This window comes from Pseudarthrobacter woesei, from assembly GCF_055412745.1.
In genome coordinates this window covers 203,941-229,650 of record NZ_JBVAYU010000001.1, presented here as the reverse complement: position 1 = coordinate 229,650, position 25,710 = coordinate 203,941, and the positions used below count along the sequence as shown (strand labels likewise).

Here is a 25,710-nt window from a genome sequence, read left to right as displayed (position 1 = left end):
GAGTAATTCCCGCCCCGCCAAGATTTCCGCCCCGGAAATGCAACGCGGGGTCAGATCCGGCCCAAGTTTGGACGCGGCATGGGCGCTAAGTGACCCCGCGTTGCTTTGTTCAGGAGCTCAGCGGAACGTTGTCGATCAGGCGGACCGGGCCGACCGTGGCCGCGACGAGTGCCAGGGCCTCGCCGCGGAACGGTGTCTCCCTGCAGTTCTCGGCCAGCGGATCAAGTGTGCGCGGATCCACAATGTCGAAGTAGTCCAGTTCCACGAGTGGCTGGGACTCCACCAGCGCCTGCGCTGATTCCAGGTCCAGCGGCTCATGGGCATTGGCCCGTTCCTCGATCAGGCGCAGCGCCCGGGACAGCACCAGGGCCGCCTCGCGTTCGTCCGCCGAAAGGAACCGGTTGCGGCTGGAGAGTGCCAGGCCGTCCGCGGAGCGCACGATCGGCACCGCAACGATTTCCACCGGGAAGTTCAGGTCCGCCACCATGCGCTTGACCAGGGCCAGCTGCTGGGCGTCTTTTTGGCCGAAGTACGCCCGGTACTCCGGCGGCCCCGTGCTCGCGGCCGCGTCGGGCATGCCGAAGTGCAGCAGCTTGGCCACGACCGTCAGGGCGCCGTCGAAGTGTCCGGGGCGGACGGCACCCTCCCACTTCTGCGCCATCGGCCCCGCGGCGATCCGCACCTTCGGCTCCCCGCCGGGGTAGACCTCCTCCACGCTCGGCGCGAACACCAGGTCCACGCCCTCGGCGTCGAGCAGGGCCAGGTCCGCTGAGAGGGTGCGGGGGTAGCGGTCCAGGTCAGCGGCCTCGCCGAACTGCAGCGGATTGACAAAGATGCTGACCACCACGACGTCGTTCTCGGCGACGGCGGTGCGTGCCAGCTGGGCATGTCCCTCGTGCAAGGCGCCCATGGTGGGCACCAGCCCCTGCGAGCTGCCGCTTTTCTCCGCCAGCAGGCGGGCGCTTTCGGTGCGGAGCTGGGCAGCCGTCGACACGAGTTGGATCGCCAAGTTTATGGACCTTCCTTAGGATTGCGGGCCATGATGGTCCGGGCCATCAAGCGCCTGGCTGATGCCCTTGAGCTGGTCCGGCAACAGCCGCCCGCGGCTTCCGGCCCGTCGGGCGGTGGCCCGGGCCATGGCCAGGTACGCCTCCAGAATATCGCCGCCGGAACCGCCGTCATACTCCCGCAAGGCCTCGGCGTGCGCGGCCACGGTGCCGGTGTCACCGCGGGCTACGGGCCCGGTGAGGGCCGATTCGCCCGAGGCGAGGGCGTTTTCCAGGGAGGCGCGCAGCAGCGGTCCCAGCATACGTTCCGGGGAGTCGACACCGACGTCCCGGAGGAGCTGGGATGCCTGCGCCACGAGGGTCACGAGGTGGTTCGAGCCGTGCGCCAGGGCCGTGTGGTACAGCGTGCGGTCGGCCTCGGCGATGGCGACGGGCTCTGCGCCCATCTCGACGACGAGGGCCTGCGCGATCGGCAGCATCGCGGCGTCGGCCGTGACGCCGAAGGTGCAGTCAAGCAGGCGGGTGAGGTCCAGGCTCATGCCGGTGAACGTCATCGCGGGGTGCAGCGCCAGCGGGATGGCACCAACGGAGCGGATCGGGTGCAGAATCCCCACCCCGAAGCGGCCGGAGGTGTGTGCCACGAGCTGGCCGGGCTGCCAGGCACCGAGTTTCGCCAGGCCCTCCACGAGGGGGCCGAGTGCATCGTCGGGGACCGCGAGGAGCACCAGTTCGGCGCGCTCGACAATGTCCTGCACGTCCAGCACCGGTACGCCGGGAAGCAGGGTTTCCGCGCGTTCACGGCTGGCATCCGACACCGCGGAGATGCCGATGACGGCGTGTTCGGCGCCGCGCAGGGCCGCCCCGAGGACGGCGCCGACTTTGCCGGCTCCGATGATTCCGACGCCGAGGCGTCCTGGCCTAGCCATGTCGCGGGCCGTCCCTATCGCTGAGTTCTTCCACATGGTCTGGCTCTGTCCGGTGATCGAGCCTGTCGGGATCCGGGGCTTCGGCAGGCCCGGTTTCGGCGGGTTCAACCACGTGGGCCGGCTCGGCCACCAGCGGCCGGACCTGGCCGAGCCAATGCTCGCTGGTCTGCCGTTTCCGGGCCGCACGGGCCCTGGCGGATTGTGCCTCGAGCAGCGCCCTGCCCTCGTGGAGGCCGGCCTGGACGAGCCTCGGGGCCACCGGACCGGCCGTGGTGTGCAGGATGAGGTCCGCCACGCCGAAGCGGCGGGCCAGCGGACCCTGCTGCAGGGCCATGGACTGTGTTCGCTGGTGCGGAACCAGGACGAGGTGACGCCACCAGCGGCCCGATCGAATCAGCAGCGCCGTGTCTGTGGCGGTGAAGCCGTTGCGCCGCCAGCCCAGCGGCGCCAGCAGCCGCGCGCGCCGCGGCGTGGTGACGAAACCGCCGTCGTCCGCCTCACCGGACGCCACGGAGGCGCCGGCCAGGCCGCTGATCCCGGCCGTGAAGACACGGACCGGGTCGGGGGTGCCGGGATCGGGCAGTACCAGGGAGAGCATGGTCAGCACCTCCGGGAACGTTCCCACCGGCAGGAGCGTGGTCCGGGATGAACTTTCGCCATTGTTGCCGGCGGCGCCGTACCCGGCCACGTTGACCTGGATCCGGTACCAGCCGAAGATCCGCCAAAGCGGCGGCTGACTGACCCGCAGCGCCTGGATCCGGCCCGGCGGCAGGGTCTGCGCCTGGGTGTCCAGGAGCCCGTAGCGGAGCCGGATGCCGTCCGGGGAGATGGCGGCGGTGAAGTTGTAGCCCTTGTTGAACGAGGACCAGTACGCGGCCACGAGACCCAGGATGGCCGGGATCAGGTAGAAGAAGAAGCCGCGGTTCTCGGTGACGGCGGACAACACCACGGAGGCCACCCCGCCGACCACCACGAAGAAGCTTTGTTCGCTCAGCACGAGGGAACCGATCAGGCGCCGCGGCGGGACGGTGAGCACGGCGTATTCGGGCGCCTCCGCGGCGGCGGCCCCGGGGCGTTCGGGATCGGGCACCACCCCGGCCGCGCGGGCCAGGATCGTGGCGCGGAGCTGCCGGGCCTCGTCCATCCGGAGGTATGCCAGCCGCACGGCGGACTCGCCGGCGTCGGCCACCTCGAATTTGAGCTCGGCCAGGCCGAAAATCCGGGCCAGCATCGGTTGCACGATGTCGATGGCCTGGACCCGGTCCAGCCGTGCTTGCCGCTGCTGCTTGAAGAGGAAGCCGGAGTTGACCCGGACGTAGCCCTCCGCCACCTGGTAGCGGGTGAAGTACCAGGTCAGGATGTAGCCGAGCACGGTGAGCAGCAGCACGGCCCCGCCGCCGAGCAGCAGCCAGGGGGCCCGGCCCGCGACGCCCTCGTCGATGAGCGGACCGCCCCGGAGCATCCGCTCGAAGGTGTCGCGGCCGAAGAAGAACCCGATCGCGGCCAGCGCAAACCAGCCGCGGACGAACGGTGAGGCCGGATGCACGCGCAGCCACCCTCCGCCGGGCGTTGCCGCACCCTCGGCGCCGGATGTCCTCTCCGGCGCCACACCGGTACCGCCGCCGTTCACGGCAGCCCCCTTCACAGCCGGCCCGTCACAACAAAGCCGTCACAGCCCGGCCAGCCGGGCTTCGCCGCGGGCGGACAGCTGCTCGCGGAGCCGTGCGCCTTCCCCGGCGGGCAGGCCCGGGATTTCCGCGCGGGTGCCGGCGGATGCTGTGTGCAGCTTCAGGGTGCACAGGCCCAGGCCGCGTTCCACCGGACCGGCGCCGATGTCGACGTATTGCATGCGCCCGTAAGGCACCACGAGGGTGCGCTGGAAGAAGATGCCCTGGCGGATGAGCAGGTCGTCTTTTCGCTCGGCGTAGCCGATTGAACGCACCTGCCGCGGGATGAGCACCAGCCGCCAGAAGGCCAGGAGCAGCATCACCGCGGGAACGGTGACCGCCAGCCAGAGCGGCAGCCACGTCCAAACCCCGCTGAGGACCAGCACCAGCGGCAGCGAGAGCAGGGCGACGGCGATGAAGTTACCAATCGCCCAGCCGGCCATGCGGACGGTGATGTACTTCGGGGAAACCCGCAGCCAGTCGATGCCCTGCGGGTCAATCGCCTCGGTACGCATATTCGCCTTCCGTCTTGGGTTTACGTTTTTCCTGCAGACCGGCTGCCGTGTCGGCGTCGCCGTCTTCGGGCGGAATCCGGCAGAACCGTTCCACCACCAGCCCGACCACAATCATGGCCAGGCCTCCGCCGGCCATTGCCAGGGCCTGCCAGGTGAGGCTCTGGTCGCTACGGAGGTTCCAGAGCCGTAGCTGGTCAAGGAAGATCCCCGCATGCCAGCCCAGCAGCACGGCGCCGGTGTAGGCGCAGGCCTGGGCAAGGACAAGCGTCCAGGCGGCCAGGATCGGGTTGAGCATTTTCTTCTTCTTGCCGTTGCGCCAGCGGAGCACGCGGACGCCCAGCACGAGGGTAAGCACCACGATCACGCCCATGGTGATCAGCCCGGTCAGCGGCAGCACCGGGGTGTTGAGGCTGTAGCGGGTGGTCAGCAGGGCGGCGAGCCAGCCCAGGACTCCCACGGCCACGCCGATCACGAGCAGCAGCAGGGGGTTGGTCAGCTTCATGACTCCGCCGCTCCGGCCGCACCGTGCAGCTCCTCGAAGCCGTCGAAGGGCACGAGGTCGGCGAAGTCGGCGGCCCTGGCGGCGAGGTCCCCGACGCGTTCGCCGTTCAGTTCAGCCGTGGGATCGATGAGCGACCACGGGTACAGCACGAAGGCCCGCTCCGCGGCACGCGGATGGGGAAGAGCCAGCTCCGGACCGGAACTGGCCAGCTCGCCGTAAGTGATGATGTCCACGTCCAGGGTGCGAGGTCCCCAGTGCACCTCACGTACCCGCAGGTGCTTCTGCTCCACCGCATGGCAGTGCCGCAGCAGCTCCTCCGGCGGAAGGCTGGTTTCGACGGCGATCACCATATTCAGGAAGTCCGGCTGGTCCGGCGGCCCGCCCACCGCCTTCGTCTGCACGATCGGCGAGATCGCCAGGAGCCGGACCTCGGGCGGATCGACGAGGTCCGCGACGGCGGACGAGAGGGTGTCGCTGCGCTCCCCCAGGTTGCTGCCGAGCGCCAGCACGGCCCGGGTGTAGCTCATGCCTGCCCCTGCCGGGTCCGGTGGACGGTTACGGACACATCGCCGAACTCGACCTCGATGGGGGCCTTGGGCTTGTGCACGGTGATGTCGACCGCGGCAACCGGGAACTTCCGCAGCACGTCGTCGGCGATGCGCACGGCCAGCGCCTCGATCAGGTTCAGCGGCTCCCCCGTGATCCAGCCCCGGATGCTTTCGGCCACTTCACCGTAATGCGCGGTGTCCAGGACGTCGTCGGACGCCGCGGCCCGGCTGACGTCCAGGTGCAGCACGGCATCGACTACGAACGGCTGGCCGTTGCGCCGCTCAAAATCAAACACCCCGTGATGGCCGACGGCGGTGACACCGCTCAGCGTGATCTGGTCCATGGTGGGCTGCCGGTTCAGTTGTGGCCGGGGGCGGTGCCCGGGGTCCGGACGGTCATCCGGGCGGCGACCTTGACGGCGTCAAGGGTGGGGCCGACGTCGTGGACGCGGACCGCCCAGGCACCCTGGTAGGCGCTGATGGCGGTGACGGCTGCCGTGGCGGCGTCACGTTCGGCCGGCGGGGCGGCCTTGCCGGCCACGATCAGGAGGCTGCCGAGGAAACGCTTGCGCGAGGCGGCCACGAGGACTTTGTGGCCCATGCCCTGCAGCACGTCCAGATGCTTGAGCAGTTCCCAGTTCTGCACATCGGTCTTGGCGAAGCCCAGTCCGGGGTCCACGATGATCTGCTCCGGGGCGACTCCGGCCGCGTAGAGCTTGTCCCGGACGCCGGCGAGTTCCGCCGCGACGTCCGCGGCGACATTTCCGTAGTCGGTCAGGGAATCCATGGTGCTGGCGTTTCCGCGGCGGTGCGTGAGGATGTAGGGGGCTTTGCTGCGGGCCACGAGCTCCGCCATCTCAGGCTCCATGGTGAGGCCGGAGACGTCGTTGATGATGGTGGCGCCGGCGGCGAGGGCGGCTGCCGCGGTGGCGGCATGGGTCGTGTCGACGCTGATCAGGGCGCCGGCCTTGACGAGGGCTGCGATCACGGGCAGGACCCGCTGCTGCTCTTCTTCGGGGCTGACTTCGGTTGCGCCCGGGCGGGTGGATTCGCCGCCGACGTCGATGATGTCCGCTCCGCTGTAAAACATCCGCAGGCCTGCGGCGATGGCGGCGTCCGCGGTGGCGTAGTTGCCGCCGTCACTGAAGGAATCGGGGGTGACATTCAGGATCCCCATAACGAGCGTCCGGTCCGTGGGCAGATCCTTGAAGCTCGCTGCCGGGCGTGCTTTGCGCACGATGGGCAGGGGCGAGGTCGCGGGACCGGTTCCCGGGGTTGCGGCTAGGGAGTCCATAGTTTTGTGTTCTTACCTTCCGATGATGAGGCTCATGGCTTCGGCACGGGTGGCCGGGTCATGGAGTTGCCCGCGTACCGCACTGGTGACGGTTTTGGCGCCGGGCTTGCGGATGCCGCGCATGGACATGCAGAGGTGTTCGCATTCGACGACGACGATCGCGCCGCGCGGTTTGAGGTGGGTGACGAGTGCTTCGACGATCTGGGTGGTCAGCCGTTCCTGGACCTGCGGGCGGCGGGCGAACATGTCCACCAGCCGCGCCAGCTTGCTCAGGCCGGTGACCTTGCCGTCGTGCGAGGGAATGTAGCCGACATGGGCCACGCCGTGGAACGGCACGAGGTGGTGCTCACAGGTGGAGTAGAACGGGATGTCCTTGACCAGGACCAGTTCCTCGTGGTCAAGGTCAAAGGTGGTCGCGAGGATTTCGGCCGGATCATGGTGCAGCCCGGCGAACATCTCGGCATAGGCCTTGGCGACCCGCTTCGGGGTCTCCAGAAGGCCGCTGCGGTCCGGGTCCTCCCCGATGGCCAGCAGGATCTCCCGGACCGCAGCCTCGATCCGCGGGTGATCCACCACGGCCGTGCCGGAAACCGGACCTCCCGCCGCCAAAGGATCGGTGGCGGGAGCGTCGTCGTCGTCATTGAAGAAAGAAGTCACAGAAGAAGCCTAGCCGGGACGGCCATCAGGCCCGAGATCTGTTACACCGCCGCCCTGGAACGGCTCCTGTCCGGGGACACCCTGGGCGTGCGGCGGGAAGGTGTCCAGCGGCTCGGTAAGGCGGGCCTCAGTGGCTTCTTCCTGCGCTTCGCGTTCGGCCTTCTCGCGGCGTGACTCCACCGGGCCGGCTTCCTGGATCGGACGGGTCTCCTTGGACAACCAGACCTCGCGGAAATCGCGCTTCCGGATATTGATGAAGACCTCCGCGATTTCGGCCTGGTTCAAGGTTTCGCGCTCGAGCAGTTCGAGGGCCAGCTCATCAAGGACATCGCGGTTCTCGATGAGGATGGCATAGGCCTCGTCGTGCGCCCCGTCGATCAGGCGGCGCACTTCCTCATCGACGATGTAGGCGATCTGGTCCGAGTAGTTGCGCTCATGGCCGGCGTCGCGCCCCAGGAAGGGCTCGCCGCCGCCCTGGCCGAGGCGTACCGCGCCGACGCGCTCACTCATGCCGAACTCGGTGACCATCCTGCGGGCAATCCCGGTGGCCTTCTCGATGTCGTTCGACGCACCGGTAGACGGGTCGCGGAAGACGAGTTCCTCGGCTACCCGGCCGCCCATGGCGTAAGCCATCTGGTCGAGGAGTTCGTTGCGGGTCACGGAGTACTTGTCGTTCTCCGGGACCACCATGGTGTAGCCCAGGGCACGGCCGCGGGGCAGGATGGTGATCTTGGTGACCGGAGCCGAGTTCCGCAGCGCCGCGGCGACGAGGGCGTGGCCGCCTTCGTGGTAGGCGGTGACCTTGCGCTCGTGCTCCTTCATGACGCGGCTGCGCTTCTGCGGGCCGGCCATGACACGGTCAATGGCCTCGTCGAGGGCGCGGTCGTCGATCAGGTTGGCGTTGGATCGGGCGGTCAGCAGGGCGGCCTCGTTGAGGACGTTGGCCAGGTCCGCACCGGTGTAGCCCGGAGTCTTCTTCGCCACGGCCCTCAGGTCGACGCCGGGTGCCATCGGCTTGCCCTTCGCATGGACCTTCAGGATCTGGTCGCGGCCGATCAGGTCGGGGGCCTCGACGGAGATCTGGCGGTCGAAGCGGCCCGGACGAAGCAGAGCCGGGTCCAGGACGTCGGGGCGGTTGGTGGCGGCGATCAGGATGACGTTGGTCTTGACGTCAAAGCCGTCCATTTCGACCAGCAACTGGTTGAGGGTCTGCTCGCGTTCGTCGTTGCCGCCGCCGATGCCGGCACCGCGGTGACGGCCGACGGCGTCGATCTCGTCCACGAAGATGATGGCCGGCGCGTTGGCTTTGGCCTGTTCGAACAGGTCGCGGACACGGGAGGCGCCCACACCGACGAACATCTCAACGAAGTCGGAACCGGAGATGGAGAAGAAGGGGACGCCGGATTCGCCGGCGACCGCGCGGGCCAGGAGGGTCTTGCCGGTGCCGGGAGGGCCGTAGAGCAGCACACCCTTGGGGATCTTGGCTCCGACAGCCTGGAACTTGGCCGGTTCCTGGAGGAATTCCTTGATTTCTTCGAGTTCCTCGACGGCCTCGTCGGCTCCGGCCACGTCGCTGAAGGTGACCTGCGGCATGTCCTTATTGACCAGCTTGGCCTTGGACTTGCCGAACTGCATGACCTTGGAGCCGCCGCCCTGCATCCGCGAGAGCAGGAACCAGAAGAGTACGCCGAGCAGCAGTACAGGGATCAGGAGGGAGAACAGCCCGGCGAACCAGTTGTTCTCGACCGGCTGGTCCGTGTAGCCGCTCGGGGGCTTGGACTCGGTGACGGCCTTGACGACGTCGGCAGCGCGGGCATTGACGTAATAGAACTGGATGTTCTTACCCTTGTCCTGCCCGTCGACCTTAAGGCTGTCCTTCAGGACCAGGTCCACACGGTTTTCCGCGTCGAAGATCTTGGCCTGCTCGATCTTGCCGCCCGCCGTCAGCAGCGCGAGGCCCTTGTCGGTGTCGATCCGGGTTGAGCCGCCCGGAGCCAGGGTGGCAAAGGCCAGCAGGAGCATGCCGATAACAGCGACAATCCAGATGCCCGGGCCTTTGAAGAAACTCTTAGCTTTCATCTGATCGGGGCTGGCCCCGTCCCTCCTGGTAGTGCGGCACGGCGACCGATCTGCGCGCGTGTGGTGCTGCATCAGCTTCTAGCTATACACCGTCCCAGTTACTCACGCACGGTGAAGTACAAAAGTTCCCTGTGGGCGTAGCGGGACCCGCTATCTGGCGCGGCGGAGGCGGCGCGACTGCGTTCCGCGGCGGATGCCGGCTACTCGTAGACGTGCGGTGCCAGGGTGCCGACGAAGTCCAGGTTGCGGTACTTCTCGGCATAGTCCAGGCCGTAGCCCACCACAAATTCGTTGGGGATGTCGTAGCCGACGTACTTGACGTCGATCTGGACCTTGGCGGCCGTGGGCTTACGGAAGGCGGTGCAAATTTCCACCGAGGCCGTGCCGCGCGATTCAAGGTTCGTCTTGAGCCAGGACAGGGTGAGGCCGGAGTCTATGATGTCCTCGACGATCAGGACGTCCTTGCCCATCAGGTCGGTGTCGAGGTCCTTGAGGATGCGGACCACACCGGAGGACTGCGTGCCGGACCCGTAGGACGAGACGGCCATCCAGTCCATGGACACGTGGCTGTGCAGGGCCCGGGCCAGGTCGGCCATGACCATGACGGCGCCCTTGAGTACACCGACGATCAGCAGATCGCGGCCTTCGTAGTCTTTGTCGATCTGGGCAGCGAGCTCGGTGATCCGGGTCTGGATCTGTTCTTTGGAATACAGAACGTGCTTGAGGTCTGCCTGGACGTCGTTTGAATCCACCAATAACTCCTGTGTAGATGCGGGGTCGACTATATTCGGGGCGGTTTTTGAGGCCGGAATACAAGCTTCCCACAGCGGGCGCCCTCGCGGGGAACCCCGTCGGGGCCGGACGGGCCTCCGGAGATCAGTTGCGCGAGGGAGAGCCGGTAGACGCTGACGCCGCCGGGGAGCTCCACCGGACCGGCCGATCCGTGCCGGCGCAGCAGTGTTTCCGCGGCAAGCAGGCGCCGGTAACTGGGCTGTTGACCGCCGACGGCGGCGGCGGCCTTGGCGATGACCCGGAACCTCACGGCCGGGGCCAGCTCACGCAGGGCTTGTTCCGGGAGGCTGATGGTGGAACCGGATTGTTCCTGCAGCCGGGCAAAGGTGTCGTTGGCCACGTCCTCGAGGTAGTCGGCGTCGAGCTGCAGGATCGCGGCGGTCCTGGCGAGCGATTCGGCCACCCCGGGGCCGAGCTTTTCCTCCAGCAGCGGCAGCACGTCAACCCGGGTCCGGGACCGCGCAAACGCGGGGTCCGCGTTGCTCGGATCGTGCCAGGGCTCGAGGCCCTCGACGTCGCAGATCGCCAGGGTGTCGGCCCGGCGCAGGCCAAGGAAGGGCCGGAGCAGGCGCCCGCGGGCAGGCCGCATCCCGGCGAGGGAGCGCGTGCCGGAGCCGCGCGCCAGTCCCAGCAGCACCTGTTCGGCCTGGTCATCCAGGGTGTGGCCGAGCAGGATCACGCCGGCGCCTGCCTCGTGGGCGGCGGCCTCGAGGGCTGCGTGGCGGGCGTCCCGGGCCGCCGCCTCGGGACCCATGCCGGTGGAGGCGACCTCGACGGTCCTGATGTCGACGGGTGATAGTCCGAGTTCCCGCAGAGCCGCGGCAGTGGTGGCGGCCACCTCGGCGGAACCGGGCTGCAGTTGATGGTCCACAACGACGGCGCCCACGGATACGGGGTGGCCGTCCACATGTCCGCGCCGGGCAAAGTACGCGGCGACGGCGGCAAGTGCCATCGAATCGGGTCCGCCGCTGCAGGCGACGAGGACCCCTTCGGGATAGCCGGCTGCGGCCAGGGCATCCTGCAGCATCTTCCGTGCGGTGCCGACGACGGGCGCCAGCCGGCCGGGCCGGCGTCGTCCGCTGGAAACGGGACTGGAAGTCACGGGAACTAGTGCCCCATCCGTTCGAGCCAGAGCCTGGAGTCGTGGATTTCCGGCTCGCTGGGCAGGTTGTCCGCGGACTCCCAGACCTTGTTGAACCCTTCCATGCCGGCCACGTCAACCACTTCGCGGACGAATTTGGCGCCGTCGCTGTACTGGCGCATCTTGGCGTCGAGGCCCAGGAGGCTACGGACGAACTTCTCGATCACACCGCGGTCCTTGCCGCGGGAGTTGAAGCGCTGCCGGATCGTCTTCACGGAGGGGACGATGCTGGCGTCGACAGCGTCCATGACCACGTTGGCATGGCCTTCGAGCAGGCTCATCAACGCGGTCAGGCGCGAGAGCGCCGCTTTCTCCTCCGGGTTTTGCAGCAGGTCCAGGATGGCGCCGCGGCTGGGGCCGGTGCCGCCGGCGCTCCGGTCCTTGAGCGACTTCGCGGCGGCCGAGGCCCGTTCCATCAGCGAATCGACATTGCCCAGCAGCTGGCCGCTGAGGTTCTCGATCTCGTCCAGCATGTGATGCCGGAGCCAGGGGGCCGCGGCGAACTGCACGCGGTGGGTCTGTTCGTGAAGGCAGACCCAGAGCCGGAAGTCCTCGGGTTCGACGTTGATTTCCCGCTCGACGGAGATGATGTTCGGCGCCACCAGCAGCAGCCGTCCGGCGGCGGGCGCCGTGGAGTTCTCGGCGAGGGCGGAGAAGGGGTCGTACTGGCCGAGGACCTTGCTGGAGAGGAATGCGAGGATGGCCCCGAGCTGGCTGCCGGTGATGGCACCGCTGACGCTGGCCGCACCGGGACTTACCGTGCCGTTGCGGCCCTCCAGCATTTTTTCCATCGCGGGTTTGAGCATGACAGCAAAGCTTTGCGTGTTGGCCCTGGCCCAGGAGGCCCGGTCCACCACGAGCACCGAGGAATCCCGGAGGTCCCGGGCGGCCTCGAGGCCGGTGATGTCGTGGACATGGGGCACTGAGATATCCGCCATGAGCCGCAGGTTTTCGACCGCCGCGCCGATCTCGGCGGGCTTGAGGACGGGCCCGGCAGGCGTCAGCCGGGCGGCCGTGGAAGCGGCAAGCTCCCAGTTGATGATGGGCTGGGCTTGGGCAGATGTCTCGGCTGCAGAGGACTCCATAAGCTCCATCAGATCACAGGGGCCCAAGGTTGCGCCTTAAATTCGCCGGGCGGCGAACGGCGTTGGCGCCGGGCAACAGGGCCGCCGTCGTCCGGGCCGCAGTCGGCCGGTCAGCGGCAGCCGCAGCCGGCGAGGACGGATGCGGTGCGGTCCAGCGCTGTCTTGTTGGCGGTGCCCGGCGTCAGGCCGTTGCCGATGAAGGAGAACACGAGTAGCCGGCCGTCGGCGTCGACGACATAGCCGCTGAGCGCGATCACGGTGTTGAGGGTTCCTGTTTTGGCCCGGACCAGCCCGGCACCGCGGGCCGTGGACACATCGGTGTAGCGGTCCCCCAGCGTTCCGGTGAGTCCGGCGACCGGGAAGCCGGCCAGGGCAGTCCGCAGCCGGGTGTCCGTGCCGGAGGTGACGGCTCGGACGACTTCGGAGAGCTGTCGGGCGGAGACCCTATTGGCCGGGGCCAGGCCCGACACGTCGGCGGCGCGGAGCGTTTCCGCGGGAATGCCCAGCTCCTCGAGCTGCTGAAGCACGGCGGCGACGGCGCCGTCGTTGCTGGCCTGCTTGCCGCTGGCGAGGGCGGCCATCCGGCCCACCACCTCGGTGAGGTAGTTGTCCGAGGTCCGTAGCATCAGGTCCACCTGCTGGCCGACCGTGGCGGACTGGACCTCGGCGAGGACCCTGGCGGCGGCGGGGCCTGCCGACGCATCCGGTCGACCAGCCTCGTCCGTCCGGGCGGGGATCCGCGCAACGCCGGACGCCACGGTGAGTCCGGTCGCTGCTGCGGCGGCGGAAAGCCTGGCCGCGAACGCCTCGGCGGCGGCCAGGGCGGCATCCTGGGGGCGGGGGCCGGTGGTCTTCGCCGGATCGTACCGCGCCGAGTTCAACGCCAGCGGGAACAGCGGGGCCGTCTCGCCGGCGGCGACATCCTCCGGGCTCCAGGCGGGGTTGAGTGATGGTCCGGTAAAGAGGGAGTCGTCCAGCTGCACCGTCACTGTGCCGGTGACGCCGTCGTTCTGCAATGCGCGGACTGTCGACTGCGCGAGGGTCGCCAGCCCGGCATGGCCCAGGATCTCGCCGGGGGCCGATTCGCCGGCGGCCAGGAGCACATCTCCCCCGCCGGTGAGGACAACGGTGCCGGGCGCGGCGCCGGCCACGACGCGGGTGCTGAAGCGCCGGTCCGGCCCCAGGGTGCGCAATGCCGATGTGGCCGCCAGGAGCTTCATATTGGAGGCCGGGACCCGGGCCTCGTCGCCGGAGCGGTCAAAGAGGATCTTCCCGGTGGCGGCGTCCTGCACCACCCCGCTGAACGTCCCGGCGCCGTCGGTCTTCAGGGTCTCGTTGAGCTGGGCCGCCAGGGAAGCGGGCTCGGGGACGGGGGCTGCATCACTGAGTGGCCGGATGCCCGCGGCGTTGGTGCCGTTGTGGCTGGTCAGCGCGCCTGGGGCCCGCTGCCAGGGCGGGGCGGACCTCGCGGCTTCCGCCGAGCGGTCCGGACCGAGGAAAGCCGGGGCGATGGCGACGCCGGCCGGGACGGCGAGGGCCACTACCAGGAGGGTCTGCAGCAGCAGCGAAAGGACCTGCCGGGGCGGCCCGGACGCCGGGTCCGTGCGCGCGCGGCTCGTTCTGCGTTTCATGCTGCTGTTGGTCCTTTAGTCCTGAAATGTCCCCACAAGTTCCTGAAACCAGGGCCTCCCGCTATATCCTCAATAGTAGTCGGCGGCACCGGCAGCCTTTTGTGTGTGCCGCGCACCCCTGAAACCGCGCACCCCTGAATTCTCAAGGAGCAGTCCATGAAGCATGACGTGACCATCGAGATCCCCAAGGGATCACGCGTTAAGTACGAAGTCGACCACGAGACCGGCCGCGTCCGCCTGGACCGTGTCCTGTTCACCTCCATGCAGTACCCCACCCACTACGGTTTCTTCGAGAACACCCTGGGTGAGGACGGCGATCCGCTGGACGCCCTGGTGCTGCTGCAGGACTTCGACCTGCACCCCGGCGTGATCGTTGAGTCCCGCCCGATCGGCGTGTTCAACATGACGGACGACGGCGGCGGCGATGCCAAGGTGCTGTGCGTTCCGGTCGACGCCCGCTTCGACCACATCAACGAGATCAGCGACGTCAGCGAATTCCTGATCAAGGAGATCGAACACTTCTTCACCCGTTACAAGGACCTGGAGCCGGGCAAATGGGTCAAGGCCGAAGGCTGGGGCGACCGCGCCGCCGCCGAAGCCGAGCTCGAGGCCTCCATCAAGCGCTACGTCCCGCACACGCACTAACGTTCCTTTAACCCCCAACGCGGGGTCACTTACGGCCCATCCGGCCGACGGATATGGGCCGTAAGTGACCCCGCGTTGCTGTTTAAGCAACGACGGCGGTTGTCAGTCGTGTGTCAGGAATGTATGAAATCGTTTGCTCATGAACGCCAAGCCTGCCTTTACCCCTCCCTGCGGTCCGATCACCGGATGGCAGGACGGCGACGTGGTGCGCGCCACGGGTATTCCGTACGCCACCGCGGCACGTTTTCAGCCTCCCGTGGGGGCATCCGACTGGACCGAGGTTCGTGCGGCAACCTCCCTCTCCCCGGCCTGCCCGCAGGCGCCGGTGCCGTTCCTGGACGATATCCTGGGCACCCGTTACGGCGAACTGCCTGGCAGCGAAGACTGCCAGCGTCTCTCGATCACCCTGCCGGCGGACCTCGATGATGGCGAGCGGGTGCCGGTTATGGTCTGGGTGCACGGCGGGTCCTACACGACCGGCTCCGGTGACCTGGCGATCTTCGATCCCAAGGCGCTCGTCGCCGAAAACCGCGTCATCGTGGTGTCCGTAACGTACCGGCTGGGCCTGTTCGGATACCTCGCAACCGGCACGGGCCGGCCGGCCAACCTCGGCCTCCTGGACCAGCTCGAGGCGTTCCGCTGGGTGCAGCGCAACATCGGCGCATTCGGCGGCGATCCGGGACGAGTCACCGCTTTCGGCCAGTCCGCAGGCGGCGACGCCGTAGCCCACCTCATGGCGACGGCCGGGGCTCCGGCACTCTTCCAGCGCGCCATCATTCAAAGTGCACCACTGGGCATTACCCGGGGCCGCAAGAAGATGAGCACCGCCATGGGCATCGCGGCCCAGGCCGTCACAGAGGACACTCCGGCCATGGAGGTTGTGGCCGTAGAAGAGCGCGTTTCGCAGGTGGCCCGGAAATTCGGGCTGATCGCGGCCATGCCGTTCGGCACGCAATACGGGCACTCGCCCCTGCCTGCAGAAACCGGGATCGACGCGGCCTGGATTGCGGCTGCCCCGGACATCGAGGTCCTGATCGGGCACACGACCGGGGAAGCCCGCCTGTTCCTGCCGCGCAACCGCACCGTCAGCCGCCTGGCCACGGTCCCGGTCCTCGGCTCCGCCGTCGTAAAGGCCATCAACTGGGCCGTAACTGAAGCCGTGTATGGCAGGTCAGCCAGGAAGTTTGCCCGGAGGCACGCCCTGGCGGGAGGCAAGGCGCACCGTTACGTGATTTGCTGGGGTGCGCCGGGAAACTTCTACGGGGCCGCGCACACGGTTGATCTGCCACTGCTGTTCGGAGACGAACGGACCTGGGAGGGTGCAGGGCTGCTTGCGGGCGCCACCTGGGAGGAAATCAATGCTCAGGGCCGGGCTCTCCGCGCCGTGTGGGCGCGGTTTGCCTCCGGGGAGGGCCTGGCCAGCCGGGGCGAGATACCCGGCGCACTCCGGTACCGTTCGGTCTGAGCCGGGCCTCCCGTGAGAACCCTGGGCGTGGACCTCGCCGCGGCCACCAAGAAAACCGCAACGGCCGTCATCGAATGGACCGACGGCGGGGCCCGCCTTGAACATCTGGCCCTCGACGTGGCCGACGAGGAGATTGTCCGGCTTTTTAGCACCAACGCGATGACGGGGATCGACTGCCCGGTGGGTTGGCCGGACGCTTTCCTCCCTTTTGTTGCAGGGCACACGGCCTTCGAACCGCATCCGGTGCTGGACCACGACGGGATCGAGGGCCGGCGCCTGTTGGCCTACCGGGACACGGACCGGTTTGTCACCGGCAGGACCGGGCTGATTCCGCTCAGCGTCTCTGCCGACCGTCTGGCCCACCCAGCCATGAGATGCGCCGTCATCCAGGCCAAAATCGCCCGGGACGTGGGGCCGCAGGCCCGGGATGGATCCGGTCATCTGGCCGAGGTTTACCCCGCGGCGTCGCTGAAAGTGTGGGGGATCCCTGCCCGCGGCTACAAGGGCCGGGGTGCTCCTGAAGTGGAGAAGCTGTCCCGGATCCTCGATGCCCTGACTGAGGCTGCACCGTGGCTGGACCTGGCCGGTTACCGCGACCACCTCGCTGCGTCCGATGACATGTTTGACGCCGTCATCGCTTCCCTCACGGCCCGCGCCGTCAGCCTCGGGCAAACGCTGCGCCCCCCGGACGGACAGGCCGCACGGGCCCTGACAGAGGGCTGGATCCACCTGCCGTCCGGCCCGCTCGCCGACCTCACGGCCACGTAGCCGCAGGGGAGTTCCCGGGAAGATTACCCGGCGTTCCCGGCACTTGCCTCGCCCTTACCACCGGGTAGTGTTGTCCCAGAATGTTCACTCTGACCATCAATCAAACCGACAGCAGGCGCGACGGCGACTGCGTGCCGCAGCTCCTCAAGGACCTGCGGCACATCCCGGCGCGCCTCGATTTCGACCGCTCCGTGGAGGACGAGGTCCAGGGCATTGTGGACAGCCCGAGCCAGGCCGTCGAGGCGGCGATGATCGCGTTGCGCACCGGCAGCTGGTACGTCGGAATCGGCGTGGGCCCGGTGAACGAACCCCTGCCGAACCAGATCAAGGATGCCTCCGGCCACGGGCTGATCTACGCGCGCCGGGCCGTTGACCGGCTGCGCAACGGCAAGGACCGCGTCCCGGTGGCGGTGGAAGGCCCGCTCGCGGACCTTGCCGCGGAATCGGAGGCGGTGCTGCGGCTGCTTGGCCACATTGTCCACGATCGCAGCCCCGCCGAATGGCGGGTCCTGGACCTGCTGACCCCCGGCGTGCGCGGGCAGCAGAAGGCCGTCGCGGAGGAACTCGGCATAACCACCCAGGCCGTCAGCAAGGCCGTCGCCCGCGCGCAGTGGAACGAGGAACACGCCGCACGTCCCGCCGCGGCCCGGCTGCTGGGCCTCATCCTCGAGGTCCGCTGACCACTCCTGGCAGCTGCGGCCGCGCGGCCCCCGCCTACTGTAGTGCGCCGATGATGGCGCCCATCGCCGTGAACGTCACCACGTTGTAGCCGGCGTTGATGGCAAACAGCGCCAGGCTCCGCCGTTCAAAGAGGTAATTGATGCCAACCGCAGCGGCCACCCAGCCGGCCCCGACGGCCAGCCCGGCCAGAGCCCCGAACCCGACGCCGGCGGCACCGATGAACGCGGCCAGCACGACGCTCGCCACCGCGGACAGCAGGAACGAGCCGGCAAAGACCCTGACCGAGCCGCGTTTAAGTTGGTCATCGCTGACCCCGGCTTCGCGCTGCCACACTTTAGCGAAAAGGACGGAGTACCAGAGCCCGCCCACCAGGAAACCTGCCAGCGCAGCCAGCAGAACCGCCAGCCAGCTGATGTTGATGTTCATTTCGCCCTCCCGCGTGTGTCGCCTCCGGGTCGGGGCGATCCCTTCACGCTAGCGGCCGGCGATCCCGCGGTCTTGTATAAATCCCGCACCGCCGGGGACACTGCCCTCCCGCGCCCCCGGCGCCATGCCCGGCACGTCTTCAAGCGGCACAAACGTGGCGTGTTCGGGGCCGTAGTCATGCACCACCTTCAGGTATTCCGACGGCGTGTACCCGGCAAAGCGCCGGAACGCCCGGATCAGGTGGGGCTGGTCGTAGTAGTCGGCCAGGGCCAGTAGTTCGCGTCCGGCAGCGGCGCCTTTCGGGAGCGCCGCGGCCGCGGTGGCGAAGCGGTGGAAGCGGCAGACGTCCGAGTATGTTTTGGGGCCGACGCCGCAGTCCCGGAGCATGATCCGCTCCAGTGTCGATTCGCTGACGCCTAGCCGGGCTGCCAGGGCCGCCACCCGCCAGTCCTCCGCGGCCAGGGCAGCCGCCGCCCTGACGGACCGTTGATCGGCGCTGAACCCGGGGCGGAGCCGTGCGGCCAGGAAGGTGCCCAGCGCAGCAAAGGCCTGGTCCGGCGTCGGGTCCGCCAGCTCGGCGCGCAGGGAGCTGAAGCCGGGGAAGATTCGTTCCGCACTGACCACCGTGCCCTGCAGCGCCGACGGCGGCTCCGCGGTGAACGCGGCCAGCCCGAATGGCGCCAGCACTGCGCCGATGTTGAAGATCTGCTCCGGGTTCTCGCTGATCAGGAAGCTCCGCTGCAGCCCGGAGTAGAAACCGTCGGCCACTTCCGCGGCACCGGGGTCCGTTGTGCCGCCTGCGCCGCCGGAATCGGGATCCAGCTGGCCGGGCCCGATCAACCGGTAGGGCTCCGAGAGATTGAGTACGAGGTGCGCGAAGGGGCCGGGCAGGATCTTCTCGTAGCGTGCCGCCGGCCTGCCCCGGACCAGCCAGAACGCAGCCACATAGGGCTGCAGGGCCGGCGGTGCGGGACACTCCTCGTAGAGCACAGCCCCAGTCTAGGGCGGCACGTGTCCGAACGGCATGCCGCGGCCGGGCGCGGGCCGGCTAGAGCAGAATGCTGCGCAGCACGTGGGCGGCGCCGTCCTCGAAGACAGAATGCGTGACCTCGTTGGCGGCGGCGATGACTTCCTGGGGCGCCTGTCCCATCGCCACGCCGCGCGCGGCCCAGGTGAGCATCTCGATGTCGTTGCGTCCGTCACCGACGGCGATGGTGCGGTGGGCCTCGATGCTGAGCCGGCCGCGCAGGTGTTCCAGGGCGCTGGCCTTGTTGACGCCGGCGCCCGCAATATCGAGCCACGCGGTCCAGCCCACCGAGTAGGTCACGCCGGCCAGGCCGATGTGGCGGATGGCGGCGTCAAACTCCTCGGGAGTGTTCTCGGAACTGAACACCACCACGCGCACGGCGGTGGCGTCCAGCATGGTCTGGAAGTCGACGCCGATTGCCTCGACGCCGAAGCTGGCATCCTGGAAGCGCTCCGTGGAGAGGAAGTTGCCGTGCTCGTCCTCCAGGGCATACTTGGCCGATGGCAGCCGCTTCCGCAGGGCACGGAGGGCCGGACCCGGATCGAAGGTTGCCTTATGCAGGATCTCGTAGCCGTCGGACAGGCTCGAATCGAGGCGCAGGGTCACGCCGCCGTTGGAGCACACAGCATAGCCGTTGTCGATGCCGATGTGCTCGATGATGGGCAGCGTCGCGTTCAGTGAGCGGCCCGTCGCGATCATGACATGGTGGCCGGCGGCCACGACGTCCTGGGCGGCTTCGCGGACGGGAACCGACATGTGGCCGTCATGGTCGACGAGGGTTCCATCGACGTCGAGGGCCACCATCATCTTTTCGCCAGCGGTCTTCCGGCCGGCGCCGTTCTGGTTGGTATTTCGCCGGTCATCGTTGCCGGCGACTGAGGTTTCAGTCAATGTTGTCATCTAACAAGTAGAGCAGACACCCCTGACAGCCGCTAGGATCCACGCCACAGCACACCGTTAACACGGAGTGAACATCCCGGCGTCGACACCGAATTTTCCTGGCGCTGCGCGAATGGCCCCTCGACGCGGGAAGTGTTGCGTGTCCCGGACTGGGGGTCAGACGAGCGGGAAAACGGTCATCCCGCCGAGGTACTTCTGCAGGGCTTGGGGGACATTGACGGAGCCGTCCGCGTTCTGATGGTGTTCCAGGATGGCCACGATCCAGCGGGTGGTGGCCAGCGTGCCGTTGAGCGTGGCGACGGCGCGGGTGCCCTTCGGGGCCCCATCCTCGTTCAGCACGCGTTCGCGGATGTTGAGCCGGCGGGCCTGGAACGTAGTGCAGTTGGAGGTGGAGGTCAGCTCGCGGTAGGCGCCCTGGGTGGGGACCCACGCCTCGCAGTCGAACTTGCGGGCCGCGGAGTTGCCGAGGTCGCCCGCGGCGGTGTCAATCACGCGGTAGGGCAGCTCGCACTTGGCCAGCATTTCCTCTTCCCAGGCCAGCAGGCGGGCGTGCTCCGCGGCAGCCTCCTCGACCGTGGTGTAGATGAACATCTCCACCTTGTTGAACTGGTGGACCCGGATAATGCCGCGGGTGTCCTTGCCGTGCGAACCGGCCTCGCGGCGGTAGCAGGAGCTCTGCCCGGCGTAGCGGATCGGGCCGGCGGTGAGGTCCAGGATCTCATCCGCGTGGTAGCCGGCCAGTGCCACTTCCGAGGTGCCCACGAGGTAAAGGTCGTCTTCGGCAAGACGATAGATCTCGGCGTCGTGCTTGACGTCGAAACCGGTGCCCTGCATGGTTTCCGGGCGCACAAGCGTCGGGGTGATCATCGGGACGAAGCCGGCGTCGATCGCCTGCTCCATCGCCATCTGCAGCAGCGCCATTTCCAGCCGGGCACCAACGCCGCGGAGGAAGTAGAACCGTGACCCGGAAACCTTGGCGCCGCGTTCCATGTCGATCGCGCCGATCAGTTCACCGATTTCGAGGTGGTCCTTGGGCTTGAAGTCGGGGAATTCGCGCGGGGTGCCGACGGTTTTGACCACGATGTAGTCGTCTTCGCCGCCTTCCGGGACGCCGTCCTCGATGAGGTTGGGGATGCCGCGCAGCAGTTCCTCGTGGGATGCCTGCGCGACGTCGGCCTCGGCCGAGGCGGCCTTGACCTGGCCGGCGAGGATCTTGACCTCAGCCAGCAGGGCCTGCTTCTCCGCGCCCTTGGCCTGAGCGACCTTCTTGCCGAAGACGTTCTGCTCGGCCCTCAGGTTCTCGAAGCGGATCAGGGCCGCACGCCGGGCGGAGTCTGCGGCGATGATCGAGTCCACCACGGAGTCGTCGGCGCCGCGGGCGCGCTGGCTGGCCCGGAACTTGTCCGGATTTTCGCTGAGGTCTTTTACGTCGATCACCTGACAAGAGTATCCAATCCGGTACCCGTTCCCGGGCAATCAGGCCGCAGGGCACCGGCGGGATAGTGTTGGAGCACAATGCGCGACTGGCTGCTGTACCTCGTCATCGCTGGAGTCCTGGCGTTTGCCGCCTCCAGCTGGTGGGGAGTGCGCAGGCTGAAGGCCAAACACACGCGCAGCGCCGTCTGGGAAGAAACCCATAGTCCGGACCTCGGTCAGCAGAGGGTCGCCGTGGTCATGAACCCGATTAAGGCCAAATCCGCCGAAGCCCGTGAGCTGATCGCGAGCGCCTGCGCCTCGGCCGGCTGGGAACCGCCCCGTTTCTTCGACACCACCGCCGAGGATCCCGGCTTCGCCCAGGCGCGTGCCGCCGTGGAGTACGGGGCCGACGTCGTCCTGGTGGGCGGGGGTGACGGTACGGTGCGCGTGGTGGCCGAGATCCTCGCCGGCACGGACATCGCAATGGGCCTGATTCCACTTGGCACCGGCAACCTGCTGGCCCGCAACATACACCTCGATCTGTACGACCTGCAGGGCTGCGTGCGGACGGCCCTCTTCGGGCACCAACGCTTTATTGACACGGCGCGCATGCGGGTGGAGAACTCCCGGACAGGCCGGTCCGCTGACCACACCTTCCTGGTGATAGCCGGAATCGGCATGGACGCCGAGGTGATCGGCGATACCAGCGACGGGCTCAAGAAGGCCGTTGGCTGGCTGGCCTATACAGAGGCCGGCGTCCGGCACCTGCCGGGGCGCCGCAAGAAAGTCTCGATCGCCCTCGACGACCAGCCCGAGCAGTCCAGGAAGATCCGGAGCGTGCTCTTCGCGAACTGCGGGCTGATCCCCGGCGGCATCGACTTCATCCCCCAGGCCATGATCGACGACGGGATGCTGGACGTGGTGGTGATGAGCCCCCGCAGCGCGATCGGCTGGCTGGCCATGTACTGGAAGATTGTGCTCAAGCACAAGAGAACCCTGCCGGTGATGACGTATTACCGCTCCGGCAAGATCACCATCCGCTGTGCGGAGCCAATGCCCACCCAGGTCGACGGCGATCCGTCCGGTGCGGCAACCAAAGTCACCGTGCAGGTTGCCCCCGGCTCGCTGCTGGTGCGCGTCAAGGACGGCACCACAGGAGGCTAGGGGCCGGCGTCCCTACTTGGCGGCTTCCTTCGCCGCTTCACCGGACTTTTTCGCTTCCGCGGCTGCCCTGGCGGCGCGGGCTTCGGACTGCTCGCGGATCATGGCCTGCTCCTCCTCGAAGCGCAAGCGGTCCGCGCGGTCCGCGTCGTCGCCGTCCCAGTCCTGGTTGTCAGCGGTCGGCTTGGGATTTACGATCATTCCCTGGCCGTCATTTTCAAGGCTGGTACCTGACATGACCTGCTCCCTCCGGTAGGGGACTTCCCCCATATGAATCAGGCAAGCATACGCACAGTTTCAGAGGGGTGGAAGTGCCTGACGTGGCATTTGTCTACGCTCTGGGCGAAGCCTCCGGCGCATATTCCGGCACCACAGATGCTCCTGAGAGTATGTTTTTGACCCATGCATGTGCCGCCCGGAATGCCTGGTCCGACGTGTGCGGGGCCACTTCGGTCCGGTGGCCGTCGGCGCGGCTGTAGGAACCCAGGAACCGCGTGGCAGGGCTGATCCGGTGCAGTCCGGCGAGGGCGTCCGCCACGCGCGCGTCGGCAATGTGGCCGTCGGCGTCGATGCTGAAGAAATAGTGGCCCAGGTACTGGCCGGTGGGCCGGGACTCGATCCGGCTCAGGTTCACTCCGCGGGTGGCGAATTGGTCCAGGATTTCCATCAGCGCGCCGGGCCGGTCTTCCGGGAGCGGCACCACGACGGTTGTCTTGTCCGCGCCGGTCGGTTCGGAGAGTTCGCCGGGGCGGCCCACAAGCACGAAGCGCGTGACGGCGCCCGGATTGTCCCCGATGTTCTCCGCCAGCACCGCGAGTCCGGGCTGCTCGGTGGCCACGATCGGGGCGCAGATCGCCGCGTCGTAGTGGGCACCGTCTTCGAGGAGCCCCATGGCGGCCGCGGCCGTGGAGGATCCAGGGATGTATTCCGCATTAGGAATATTCTCATCCATCCAGAGCCTGCACTGGGCCCAGGCATGGCCGTGGGTGGAGACCCGGCGGATGTCCCCCATCCGCACCCCCGGCCTGGCCACCAGGACGAAGCTGATCGGGACGAGGGCTTCACGGAGGATACGCAGTTCTTGCCCGGTGGCGATGGCGTCAAGGGTTGCCGTGACGCCGCCTTCCACGGAGTTCTCAATGGGCACCATGGCCGCATCCGCGGAGCCGTCCCGGACCTTATCCAACGCCGTGTTCACGTTCGACGCCGGGATGCGGATGGCATCCGCTGCGCCCGGAACCTGCATCAGGGCGGCCTCGGTGAAGGTACCGGAGGGTCCGAGGAACGTGTACGTGACGGGTGATGCGGGCATCGGCGCTACCTTCTTCGTTTACAGGATGACGGGCTTGAGTCCGTTGTCGGACACCAGCGGCATTCCGGTTTCAAGCCATTGGTCCATGCCGCCGGCGACGTTCAGGGCGGAATAGCCGTGCCCCACGAGCCATTGCGTGGCACGGAAGGACCGGGCCCCGGTGCGGCAGATGATGTAGAGGTCCTCGTCCGGATCCACTTCATCGATCCGGTCCGGGAGCTGGTCCAGCGGAATGTGCAGGGCACCTTCCGCGTGGCCCGCGGCCCATTCGTAGTCTTCGCGGACGTCGAGGATCTTGGCGCCCTCAGGGATGCCGGACACGGTGACGGTGTCGAAGTCGCTCATGGTCGTCCTTTCCGCAGAATGCATGGTCTTCCTCCAGCGTATCGCCAGCGGCCTGCGCCGCACGCCCGCAGCCGGCACGTTACGCTTCTGGGATGGCGCACAGGAGACCCATGGCAGCTGACCGGCCCACCATCCCGCCGTGCCCCCGCGGGACATGCCCTCCCCCGGCCGCCAGGACTGGGCACAATGCCACCATGTCCTCCCGCCAGCCCGAAAACTGGACATGTCCCCCGGACCGCTCGGGTGCCCTGGAGCCGCGTTTCCTTGGCTGAAATCCACGAGCTTTCCGCCGTCGAACTGCGCGAGAGCCTGCGCACCGGGGAACTCTCCGCGCGTCAGGCCTCCGGCCACTTCCTGGACCGCATCGCGGCCGGGAACCCGCACCTCGGCGCGTTCATCACCGTCACGGCGGAGCACGCCCTCCGGGACGCGGCCGGCGCCGATGAGCTCCATGCCCGCGCCACCCGCGACAGGACCGGGCTTCCGCTGCTCCACGGCATGCCGGTTGCCTTCAAGGACCTGACGGACGTCGCGGGTGTCATCACGACGCACGGCAGCGCCGCCCTGGAGCACAAGCCCGCATTGCTCGACGGCGCCCTGGCCGCCGCGCTCAGGCATGCCGGCGTCATCTCACTGGGCAAGACGCAGGTTCCGGAGTTTGGACTTACGGCGTACAGCGAGAACCGGATCGCGCCACCGTCGCGCAACCCGCATGCGCCCAGCCGCAGCTCAGGCGGCTCCTCCGGAGGCAGCGCTGCCGCGGTGGCCGCCCGGCTGGTGCCTTTCGCGCCCGGGTCCGACGGCGGCGGTTCGGTCCGCATTCCGGCCGCGGCGTGCGGCCTCGTCGGACTGAAGCCGGGCCGGGGACTCGTCCCCGCGGGGGAAAGCGCCGGTGATCCCGCCGGCCTGGTGGTCACCGGGCCGCTGGCGCGCTCGGCCGCGGATGCCGCGCTGATGCTCGATGCGCTCGTACCCGGCCCGTCGGGGACACCCGGCGATTCCGCGCCAGGCTACCTCGAACTCGCCGCCCGCGAGCCGCGCAGGCTGAGGATCGGCGTGAGCCTGGACAGCCCGTGGCAGGCCATCTTCCCCTTCACGCCGGAGCCCGAGGCCCTCGATGCCCTGGCGGCGGGAATCAGCCTTTTGGAGGCAGCCGGCCACGAAACCAGTGAAGCCGCCGTCCGCTATGACAACCGCTACCCGGGCGCGTTCACCACGGCCTGGACCGCCGCCGTCGGAAGCGCCCGGATTGTCCCGCAGCGCGAGGCGCTCCTGACCCCGCTGACCCGGACGTTCCGGCGCCGCGCCCAGCAGCGTAGCCCGGCCAAGCTCAACGAGTCCCTCGGATTCCTGCGGCAGTTCCAGCGCGACACTATTTCCCAGTACGCCGCCTGGGACCTCATCCTGATGCCGGCGCTGGCCCAGACCCCGCGCCCGGTGGGCTGGTTCACCGGCGCGGCCCACGGAGACGGCTACTGGCCGGCGGCCGAATGGGCGGGCGACGCCGACGGCGACTACCGCAAGCAGTGCGAATACGCGCCCTGGTCCTCGATGGTGAACGTGTGCGGGCTGCCCGCCATCAGCATTCCGGTGCACTGGACCGGCGGGGCCAAGGGCGCCGGGCTGCCGATGGGCATCCAGTTGATCGGGCCGATGGGTTCCGAGGCGCTGCTGCTGCAGCTGTCCGCGCAGCTGGGGTTCTAGCCTCACGACCCGCCGG

General features: G+C 68.2%; 27 protein-coding genes. 6 read left to right on the top strand and 21 right to left on the bottom strand.

Features of this window, described 5'->3' with window-relative positions; all coding sequences use genetic code 11:
• Window positions 1-109: 109 nt before the first annotated feature.
• From panC to dacB, 14 genes are all read right to left on the bottom strand, one after another.
• Window positions 110-1,009, bottom strand: a complete 900-nt coding sequence (panC, locus tag ACZYZE_RS01115; protein ID WP_463905746.1) for a pantoate--beta-alanine ligase — start codon at window positions 1,007-1,009, stop codon at window positions 110-112.
• Between the two features lie 15 nt (window positions 1,010-1,024).
• Window positions 1,025-1,933 carry a Rossmann-like and DUF2520 domain-containing protein gene (locus ACZYZE_RS01110; protein ID WP_459319851.1) on the bottom strand — a complete coding sequence of 303 codons (909 nt, stop codon included), beginning with the start codon at window positions 1,931-1,933 and terminating at the stop codon, window positions 1,025-1,027.
• Window positions 1,926-3,563, bottom strand: coding sequence for a PH domain-containing protein (locus tag ACZYZE_RS01105; protein WP_463905744.1), 1,638 nt, complete (start codon window positions 3,561-3,563; stop codon window positions 1,926-1,928). The genes ACZYZE_RS01110 and ACZYZE_RS01105 overlap by 8 nt, the downstream gene beginning before the upstream one ends.
• A 39-nt stretch (window positions 3,564-3,602) precedes the next feature.
• Window positions 3,603-4,115: a PH domain-containing protein gene (locus ACZYZE_RS01100; protein ID WP_463905741.1), complete on the bottom strand. Its 513-nt coding sequence runs from the start codon at window positions 4,113-4,115 to the stop codon at window positions 3,603-3,605.
• Window positions 4,096-4,617: a DUF3180 domain-containing protein gene (locus tag ACZYZE_RS01095; RefSeq protein ID WP_459319848.1), complete on the bottom strand. Its 522-nt coding sequence runs from the start codon at window positions 4,615-4,617 to the stop codon at window positions 4,096-4,098. Before ACZYZE_RS01095 ends, ACZYZE_RS01100 begins: the two co-directional genes overlap by 20 nt.
• Complete coding sequence (gene folK, locus ACZYZE_RS01090; protein ID WP_463905739.1) at window positions 4,614-5,144, bottom strand: 2-amino-4-hydroxy-6-hydroxymethyldihydropteridine diphosphokinase; 531 nt, start codon at window positions 5,142-5,144, stop codon at window positions 4,614-4,616. The genes ACZYZE_RS01095 and folK overlap by 4 nt, the downstream gene beginning before the upstream one ends.
• Window positions 5,141-5,509, bottom strand: coding sequence for a dihydroneopterin aldolase (gene folB, locus ACZYZE_RS01085; protein WP_463905737.1), 369 nt, complete (start codon window positions 5,507-5,509; stop codon window positions 5,141-5,143). The genes folK and folB overlap by 4 nt, the downstream gene beginning before the upstream one ends.
• A 14-nt stretch (window positions 5,510-5,523) precedes the next feature.
• Window positions 5,524-6,459, bottom strand: a complete 936-nt coding sequence (gene folP / locus ACZYZE_RS01080) for a dihydropteroate synthase (RefSeq protein WP_463905736.1) — start codon at window positions 6,457-6,459, stop codon at window positions 5,524-5,526.
• A gap of 12 nt (window positions 6,460-6,471) precedes the next feature.
• A complete protein-coding gene (folE, locus tag ACZYZE_RS01075) occupies window positions 6,472-7,068 on the bottom strand; it encodes a GTP cyclohydrolase I FolE (protein WP_463906153.1) in 597 nt (198 codons plus the stop codon).
• 57 nt (window positions 7,069-7,125) lie between these two features.
• Window positions 7,126-9,195 carry an ATP-dependent zinc metalloprotease FtsH gene (ftsH, locus tag ACZYZE_RS01070; protein WP_459319844.1) on the bottom strand — a complete coding sequence of 690 codons (2,070 nt, stop codon included), beginning with the start codon at window positions 9,193-9,195 and terminating at the stop codon, window positions 7,126-7,128.
• 200 nt (window positions 9,196-9,395) lie between these two features.
• Window positions 9,396-9,947: a hypoxanthine phosphoribosyltransferase gene (gene hpt / locus ACZYZE_RS01065; RefSeq protein WP_232082480.1), complete on the bottom strand. Its 552-nt coding sequence runs from the start codon at window positions 9,945-9,947 to the stop codon at window positions 9,396-9,398.
• Between the two features lie 29 nt (window positions 9,948-9,976).
• A complete protein-coding gene (tilS, locus tag ACZYZE_RS01060; protein ID WP_459319860.1) occupies window positions 9,977-11,014 on the bottom strand; it encodes a tRNA lysidine(34) synthetase TilS in 1,038 nt (345 codons plus the stop codon).
• 80 nt (window positions 11,015-11,094) lie between these two features.
• Entirely contained in the window at window positions 11,095-12,213 is a 1,119-nt protein-coding gene (locus ACZYZE_RS01055; protein WP_459319843.1) for a zinc-dependent metalloprotease, read from the bottom strand.
• Between the two features lie 110 nt (window positions 12,214-12,323).
• Complete coding sequence (dacB, locus tag ACZYZE_RS01050; RefSeq protein WP_463905734.1) at window positions 12,324-13,844, bottom strand: D-alanyl-D-alanine carboxypeptidase/D-alanyl-D-alanine endopeptidase; 1,521 nt, start codon at window positions 13,842-13,844, stop codon at window positions 12,324-12,326.
• Window positions 13,845-14,000: 156 nt separating this feature from the next.
• On the opposite strand from dacB, the gene ACZYZE_RS01045 reads away from it, so the two are divergent.
• The 4 genes from ACZYZE_RS01045 to ACZYZE_RS01030 all read left to right on the top strand — a co-directional run bounded on the left by ACZYZE_RS01045 (window position 14,001) and on the right by ACZYZE_RS01030 (window position 17,402).
• Window positions 14,001-14,489, top strand: coding sequence for an inorganic diphosphatase (locus ACZYZE_RS01045; RefSeq protein ID WP_282378589.1), 489 nt, complete (start codon window positions 14,001-14,003; stop codon window positions 14,487-14,489).
• A gap of 139 nt (window positions 14,490-14,628) precedes the next feature.
• Window positions 14,629-15,954 carry a carboxylesterase family protein gene (locus ACZYZE_RS01040; protein ID WP_463905733.1) on the top strand — a complete coding sequence of 442 codons (1,326 nt, stop codon included), beginning with the start codon at window positions 14,629-14,631 and terminating at the stop codon, window positions 15,952-15,954.
• Between the two features lie 12 nt (window positions 15,955-15,966).
• Window positions 15,967-16,722: a DUF429 domain-containing protein gene (locus ACZYZE_RS01035; RefSeq protein ID WP_463905731.1), complete on the top strand. Its 756-nt coding sequence runs from the start codon at window positions 15,967-15,969 to the stop codon at window positions 16,720-16,722.
• An 80-nt stretch (window positions 16,723-16,802) separates the two neighbouring features.
• Window positions 16,803-17,402 (top strand): MarR family transcriptional regulator, encoded by a 600-nt coding sequence (locus ACZYZE_RS01030; protein WP_459319839.1) that lies wholly within the window; start codon window positions 16,803-16,805, stop codon window positions 17,400-17,402.
• A 34-nt stretch (window positions 17,403-17,436) separates the two neighbouring features.
• Here ACZYZE_RS01030 and ACZYZE_RS01025 read toward each other — a convergent pair whose 3' ends face one another.
• The 4 genes from ACZYZE_RS01025 to serS all read right to left on the bottom strand — a co-directional run bounded on the left by ACZYZE_RS01025 (window position 17,437) and on the right by serS (window position 21,193).
• On the bottom strand, window positions 17,437-17,829 hold the full coding sequence (locus ACZYZE_RS01025; protein ID WP_459319838.1) for a DUF1761 domain-containing protein: 393 nt from the start codon (window positions 17,827-17,829) through the stop codon (window positions 17,437-17,439).
• A gap of 48 nt (window positions 17,830-17,877) precedes the next feature.
• Window positions 17,878-18,819 carry a helix-turn-helix domain-containing protein gene (locus tag ACZYZE_RS01020; protein ID WP_463905730.1) on the bottom strand — a complete coding sequence of 314 codons (942 nt, stop codon included), beginning with the start codon at window positions 18,817-18,819 and terminating at the stop codon, window positions 17,878-17,880.
• A gap of 58 nt (window positions 18,820-18,877) precedes the next feature.
• Entirely contained in the window at window positions 18,878-19,756 is an 879-nt protein-coding gene (locus ACZYZE_RS01015; RefSeq protein ID WP_463905729.1) for an HAD family hydrolase, read from the bottom strand.
• 156 nt (window positions 19,757-19,912) lie between these two features.
• Window positions 19,913-21,193 (bottom strand): serine--tRNA ligase, encoded by a 1,281-nt coding sequence (serS, locus tag ACZYZE_RS01010; protein ID WP_459319835.1) that lies wholly within the window; start codon window positions 21,191-21,193, stop codon window positions 19,913-19,915.
• A 78-nt stretch (window positions 21,194-21,271) separates the two neighbouring features.
• Between serS and ACZYZE_RS01005 the strand changes: the two genes are divergently transcribed.
• Complete coding sequence (locus ACZYZE_RS01005) at window positions 21,272-22,336, top strand: diacylglycerol/lipid kinase family protein (RefSeq protein WP_463905727.1); 1,065 nt, start codon at window positions 21,272-21,274, stop codon at window positions 22,334-22,336.
• 12 nt (window positions 22,337-22,348) lie between these two features.
• Here ACZYZE_RS01005 and ACZYZE_RS01000 read toward each other — a convergent pair whose 3' ends face one another.
• The 3 genes from ACZYZE_RS01000 to ACZYZE_RS00990 all read right to left on the bottom strand — a co-directional run bounded on the left by ACZYZE_RS01000 (window position 22,349) and on the right by ACZYZE_RS00990 (window position 23,990).
• Window positions 22,349-22,570 (bottom strand): hypothetical protein, encoded by a 222-nt coding sequence (locus ACZYZE_RS01000; RefSeq protein ID WP_459319833.1) that lies wholly within the window; start codon window positions 22,568-22,570, stop codon window positions 22,349-22,351.
• A 94-nt stretch (window positions 22,571-22,664) separates the two neighbouring features.
• On the bottom strand, window positions 22,665-23,645 hold the full coding sequence (gene pheA, locus ACZYZE_RS00995) for a prephenate dehydratase (RefSeq protein ID WP_459319832.1): 981 nt from the start codon (window positions 23,643-23,645) through the stop codon (window positions 22,665-22,667).
• Between the two features lie 18 nt (window positions 23,646-23,663).
• Entirely contained in the window at window positions 23,664-23,990 is a 327-nt protein-coding gene (locus ACZYZE_RS00990) for a rhodanese-like domain-containing protein (RefSeq protein WP_463905725.1), read from the bottom strand.
• Between the two features lie 264 nt (window positions 23,991-24,254).
• On the opposite strand from ACZYZE_RS00990, the gene ACZYZE_RS00985 reads away from it, so the two are divergent.
• Entirely contained in the window at window positions 24,255-25,694 is a 1,440-nt protein-coding gene (locus ACZYZE_RS00985; RefSeq protein ID WP_463905723.1) for an amidase, read from the top strand.
• Window positions 25,695-25,710 lie beyond the last annotated feature (16 nt).

What these genes read in the sequence shown, in the direction of transcription:
- ACZYZE_RS01055 (WP_459319843.1), bottom strand. Translation starts at nt 12,213, where the DNA reads ATGGAGTCCTCTGCAGCCGAGACATCTGCCCAAGCCCAGCCCATCATC.
- ACZYZE_RS01015 (WP_463905729.1), bottom strand. Translation starts at nt 19,756, where the DNA reads ATGACAACATTGACTGAAACCTCAGTCGCCGGCAACGATGACCGGCGA.
- ACZYZE_RS01045 (WP_282378589.1), top strand. Translation starts at nt 14,001, where the DNA reads ATGAAGCATGACGTGACCATCGAGATCCCCAAGGGATCACGCGTTAAG.
- ACZYZE_RS01100 (WP_463905741.1), bottom strand. Translation starts at nt 4,115, where the DNA reads ATGCGTACCGAGGCGATTGACCCGCAGGGCATCGACTGGCTGCGGGTT.
- dacB (WP_463905734.1), bottom strand. Translation starts at nt 13,844, where the DNA reads ATGAAACGCAGAACGAGCCGCGCGCGCACGGACCCGGCGTCCGGGCCG.
- folP (WP_463905736.1), bottom strand. Translation starts at nt 6,459, where the DNA reads ATGGACTCCCTAGCCGCAACCCCGGGAACCGGTCCCGCGACCTCGCCC.
- ACZYZE_RS01000 (WP_459319833.1), bottom strand. Translation starts at nt 22,570, where the DNA reads ATGTCAGGTACCAGCCTTGAAAATGACGGCCAGGGAATGATCGTAAAT.
- ACZYZE_RS01095 (WP_459319848.1), bottom strand. Translation starts at nt 4,617, where the DNA reads ATGAAGCTGACCAACCCCCTGCTGCTGCTCGTGATCGGCGTGGCCGTG.
- folB (WP_463905737.1), bottom strand. Translation starts at nt 5,509, where the DNA reads ATGGACCAGATCACGCTGAGCGGTGTCACCGCCGTCGGCCATCACGGG.
- pheA (WP_459319832.1), bottom strand. Translation starts at nt 23,645, where the DNA reads ATGCCCGCATCACCCGTCACGTACACGTTCCTCGGACCCTCCGGTACC.
- tilS (WP_459319860.1), bottom strand. Translation starts at nt 11,014, where the DNA reads ATGCTGCAGGATGCCCTGGCCGCAGCCGGCTATCCCGAAGGGGTCCTC.
- ACZYZE_RS01040 (WP_463905733.1), top strand. Translation starts at nt 14,629, where the DNA reads ATGAACGCCAAGCCTGCCTTTACCCCTCCCTGCGGTCCGATCACCGGA.
- ftsH (WP_459319844.1), bottom strand. Translation starts at nt 9,195, where the DNA reads ATGAAAGCTAAGAGTTTCTTCAAAGGCCCGGGCATCTGGATTGTCGCT.
- ACZYZE_RS01110 (WP_459319851.1), bottom strand. Translation starts at nt 1,933, where the DNA reads ATGGCTAGGCCAGGACGCCTCGGCGTCGGAATCATCGGAGCCGGCAAA.
- folK (WP_463905739.1), bottom strand. Translation starts at nt 5,144, where the DNA reads ATGAGCTACACCCGGGCCGTGCTGGCGCTCGGCAGCAACCTGGGGGAG.
- ACZYZE_RS01030 (WP_459319839.1), top strand. Translation starts at nt 16,803, where the DNA reads ATGTTCACTCTGACCATCAATCAAACCGACAGCAGGCGCGACGGCGAC.
- ACZYZE_RS01005 (WP_463905727.1), top strand. Translation starts at nt 21,272, where the DNA reads ATGCGCGACTGGCTGCTGTACCTCGTCATCGCTGGAGTCCTGGCGTTT.
- ACZYZE_RS01025 (WP_459319838.1), bottom strand. Translation starts at nt 17,829, where the DNA reads ATGAACATCAACATCAGCTGGCTGGCGGTTCTGCTGGCTGCGCTGGCA.
- ACZYZE_RS00990 (WP_463905725.1), bottom strand. Translation starts at nt 23,990, where the DNA reads ATGAGCGACTTCGACACCGTCACCGTGTCCGGCATCCCTGAGGGCGCC.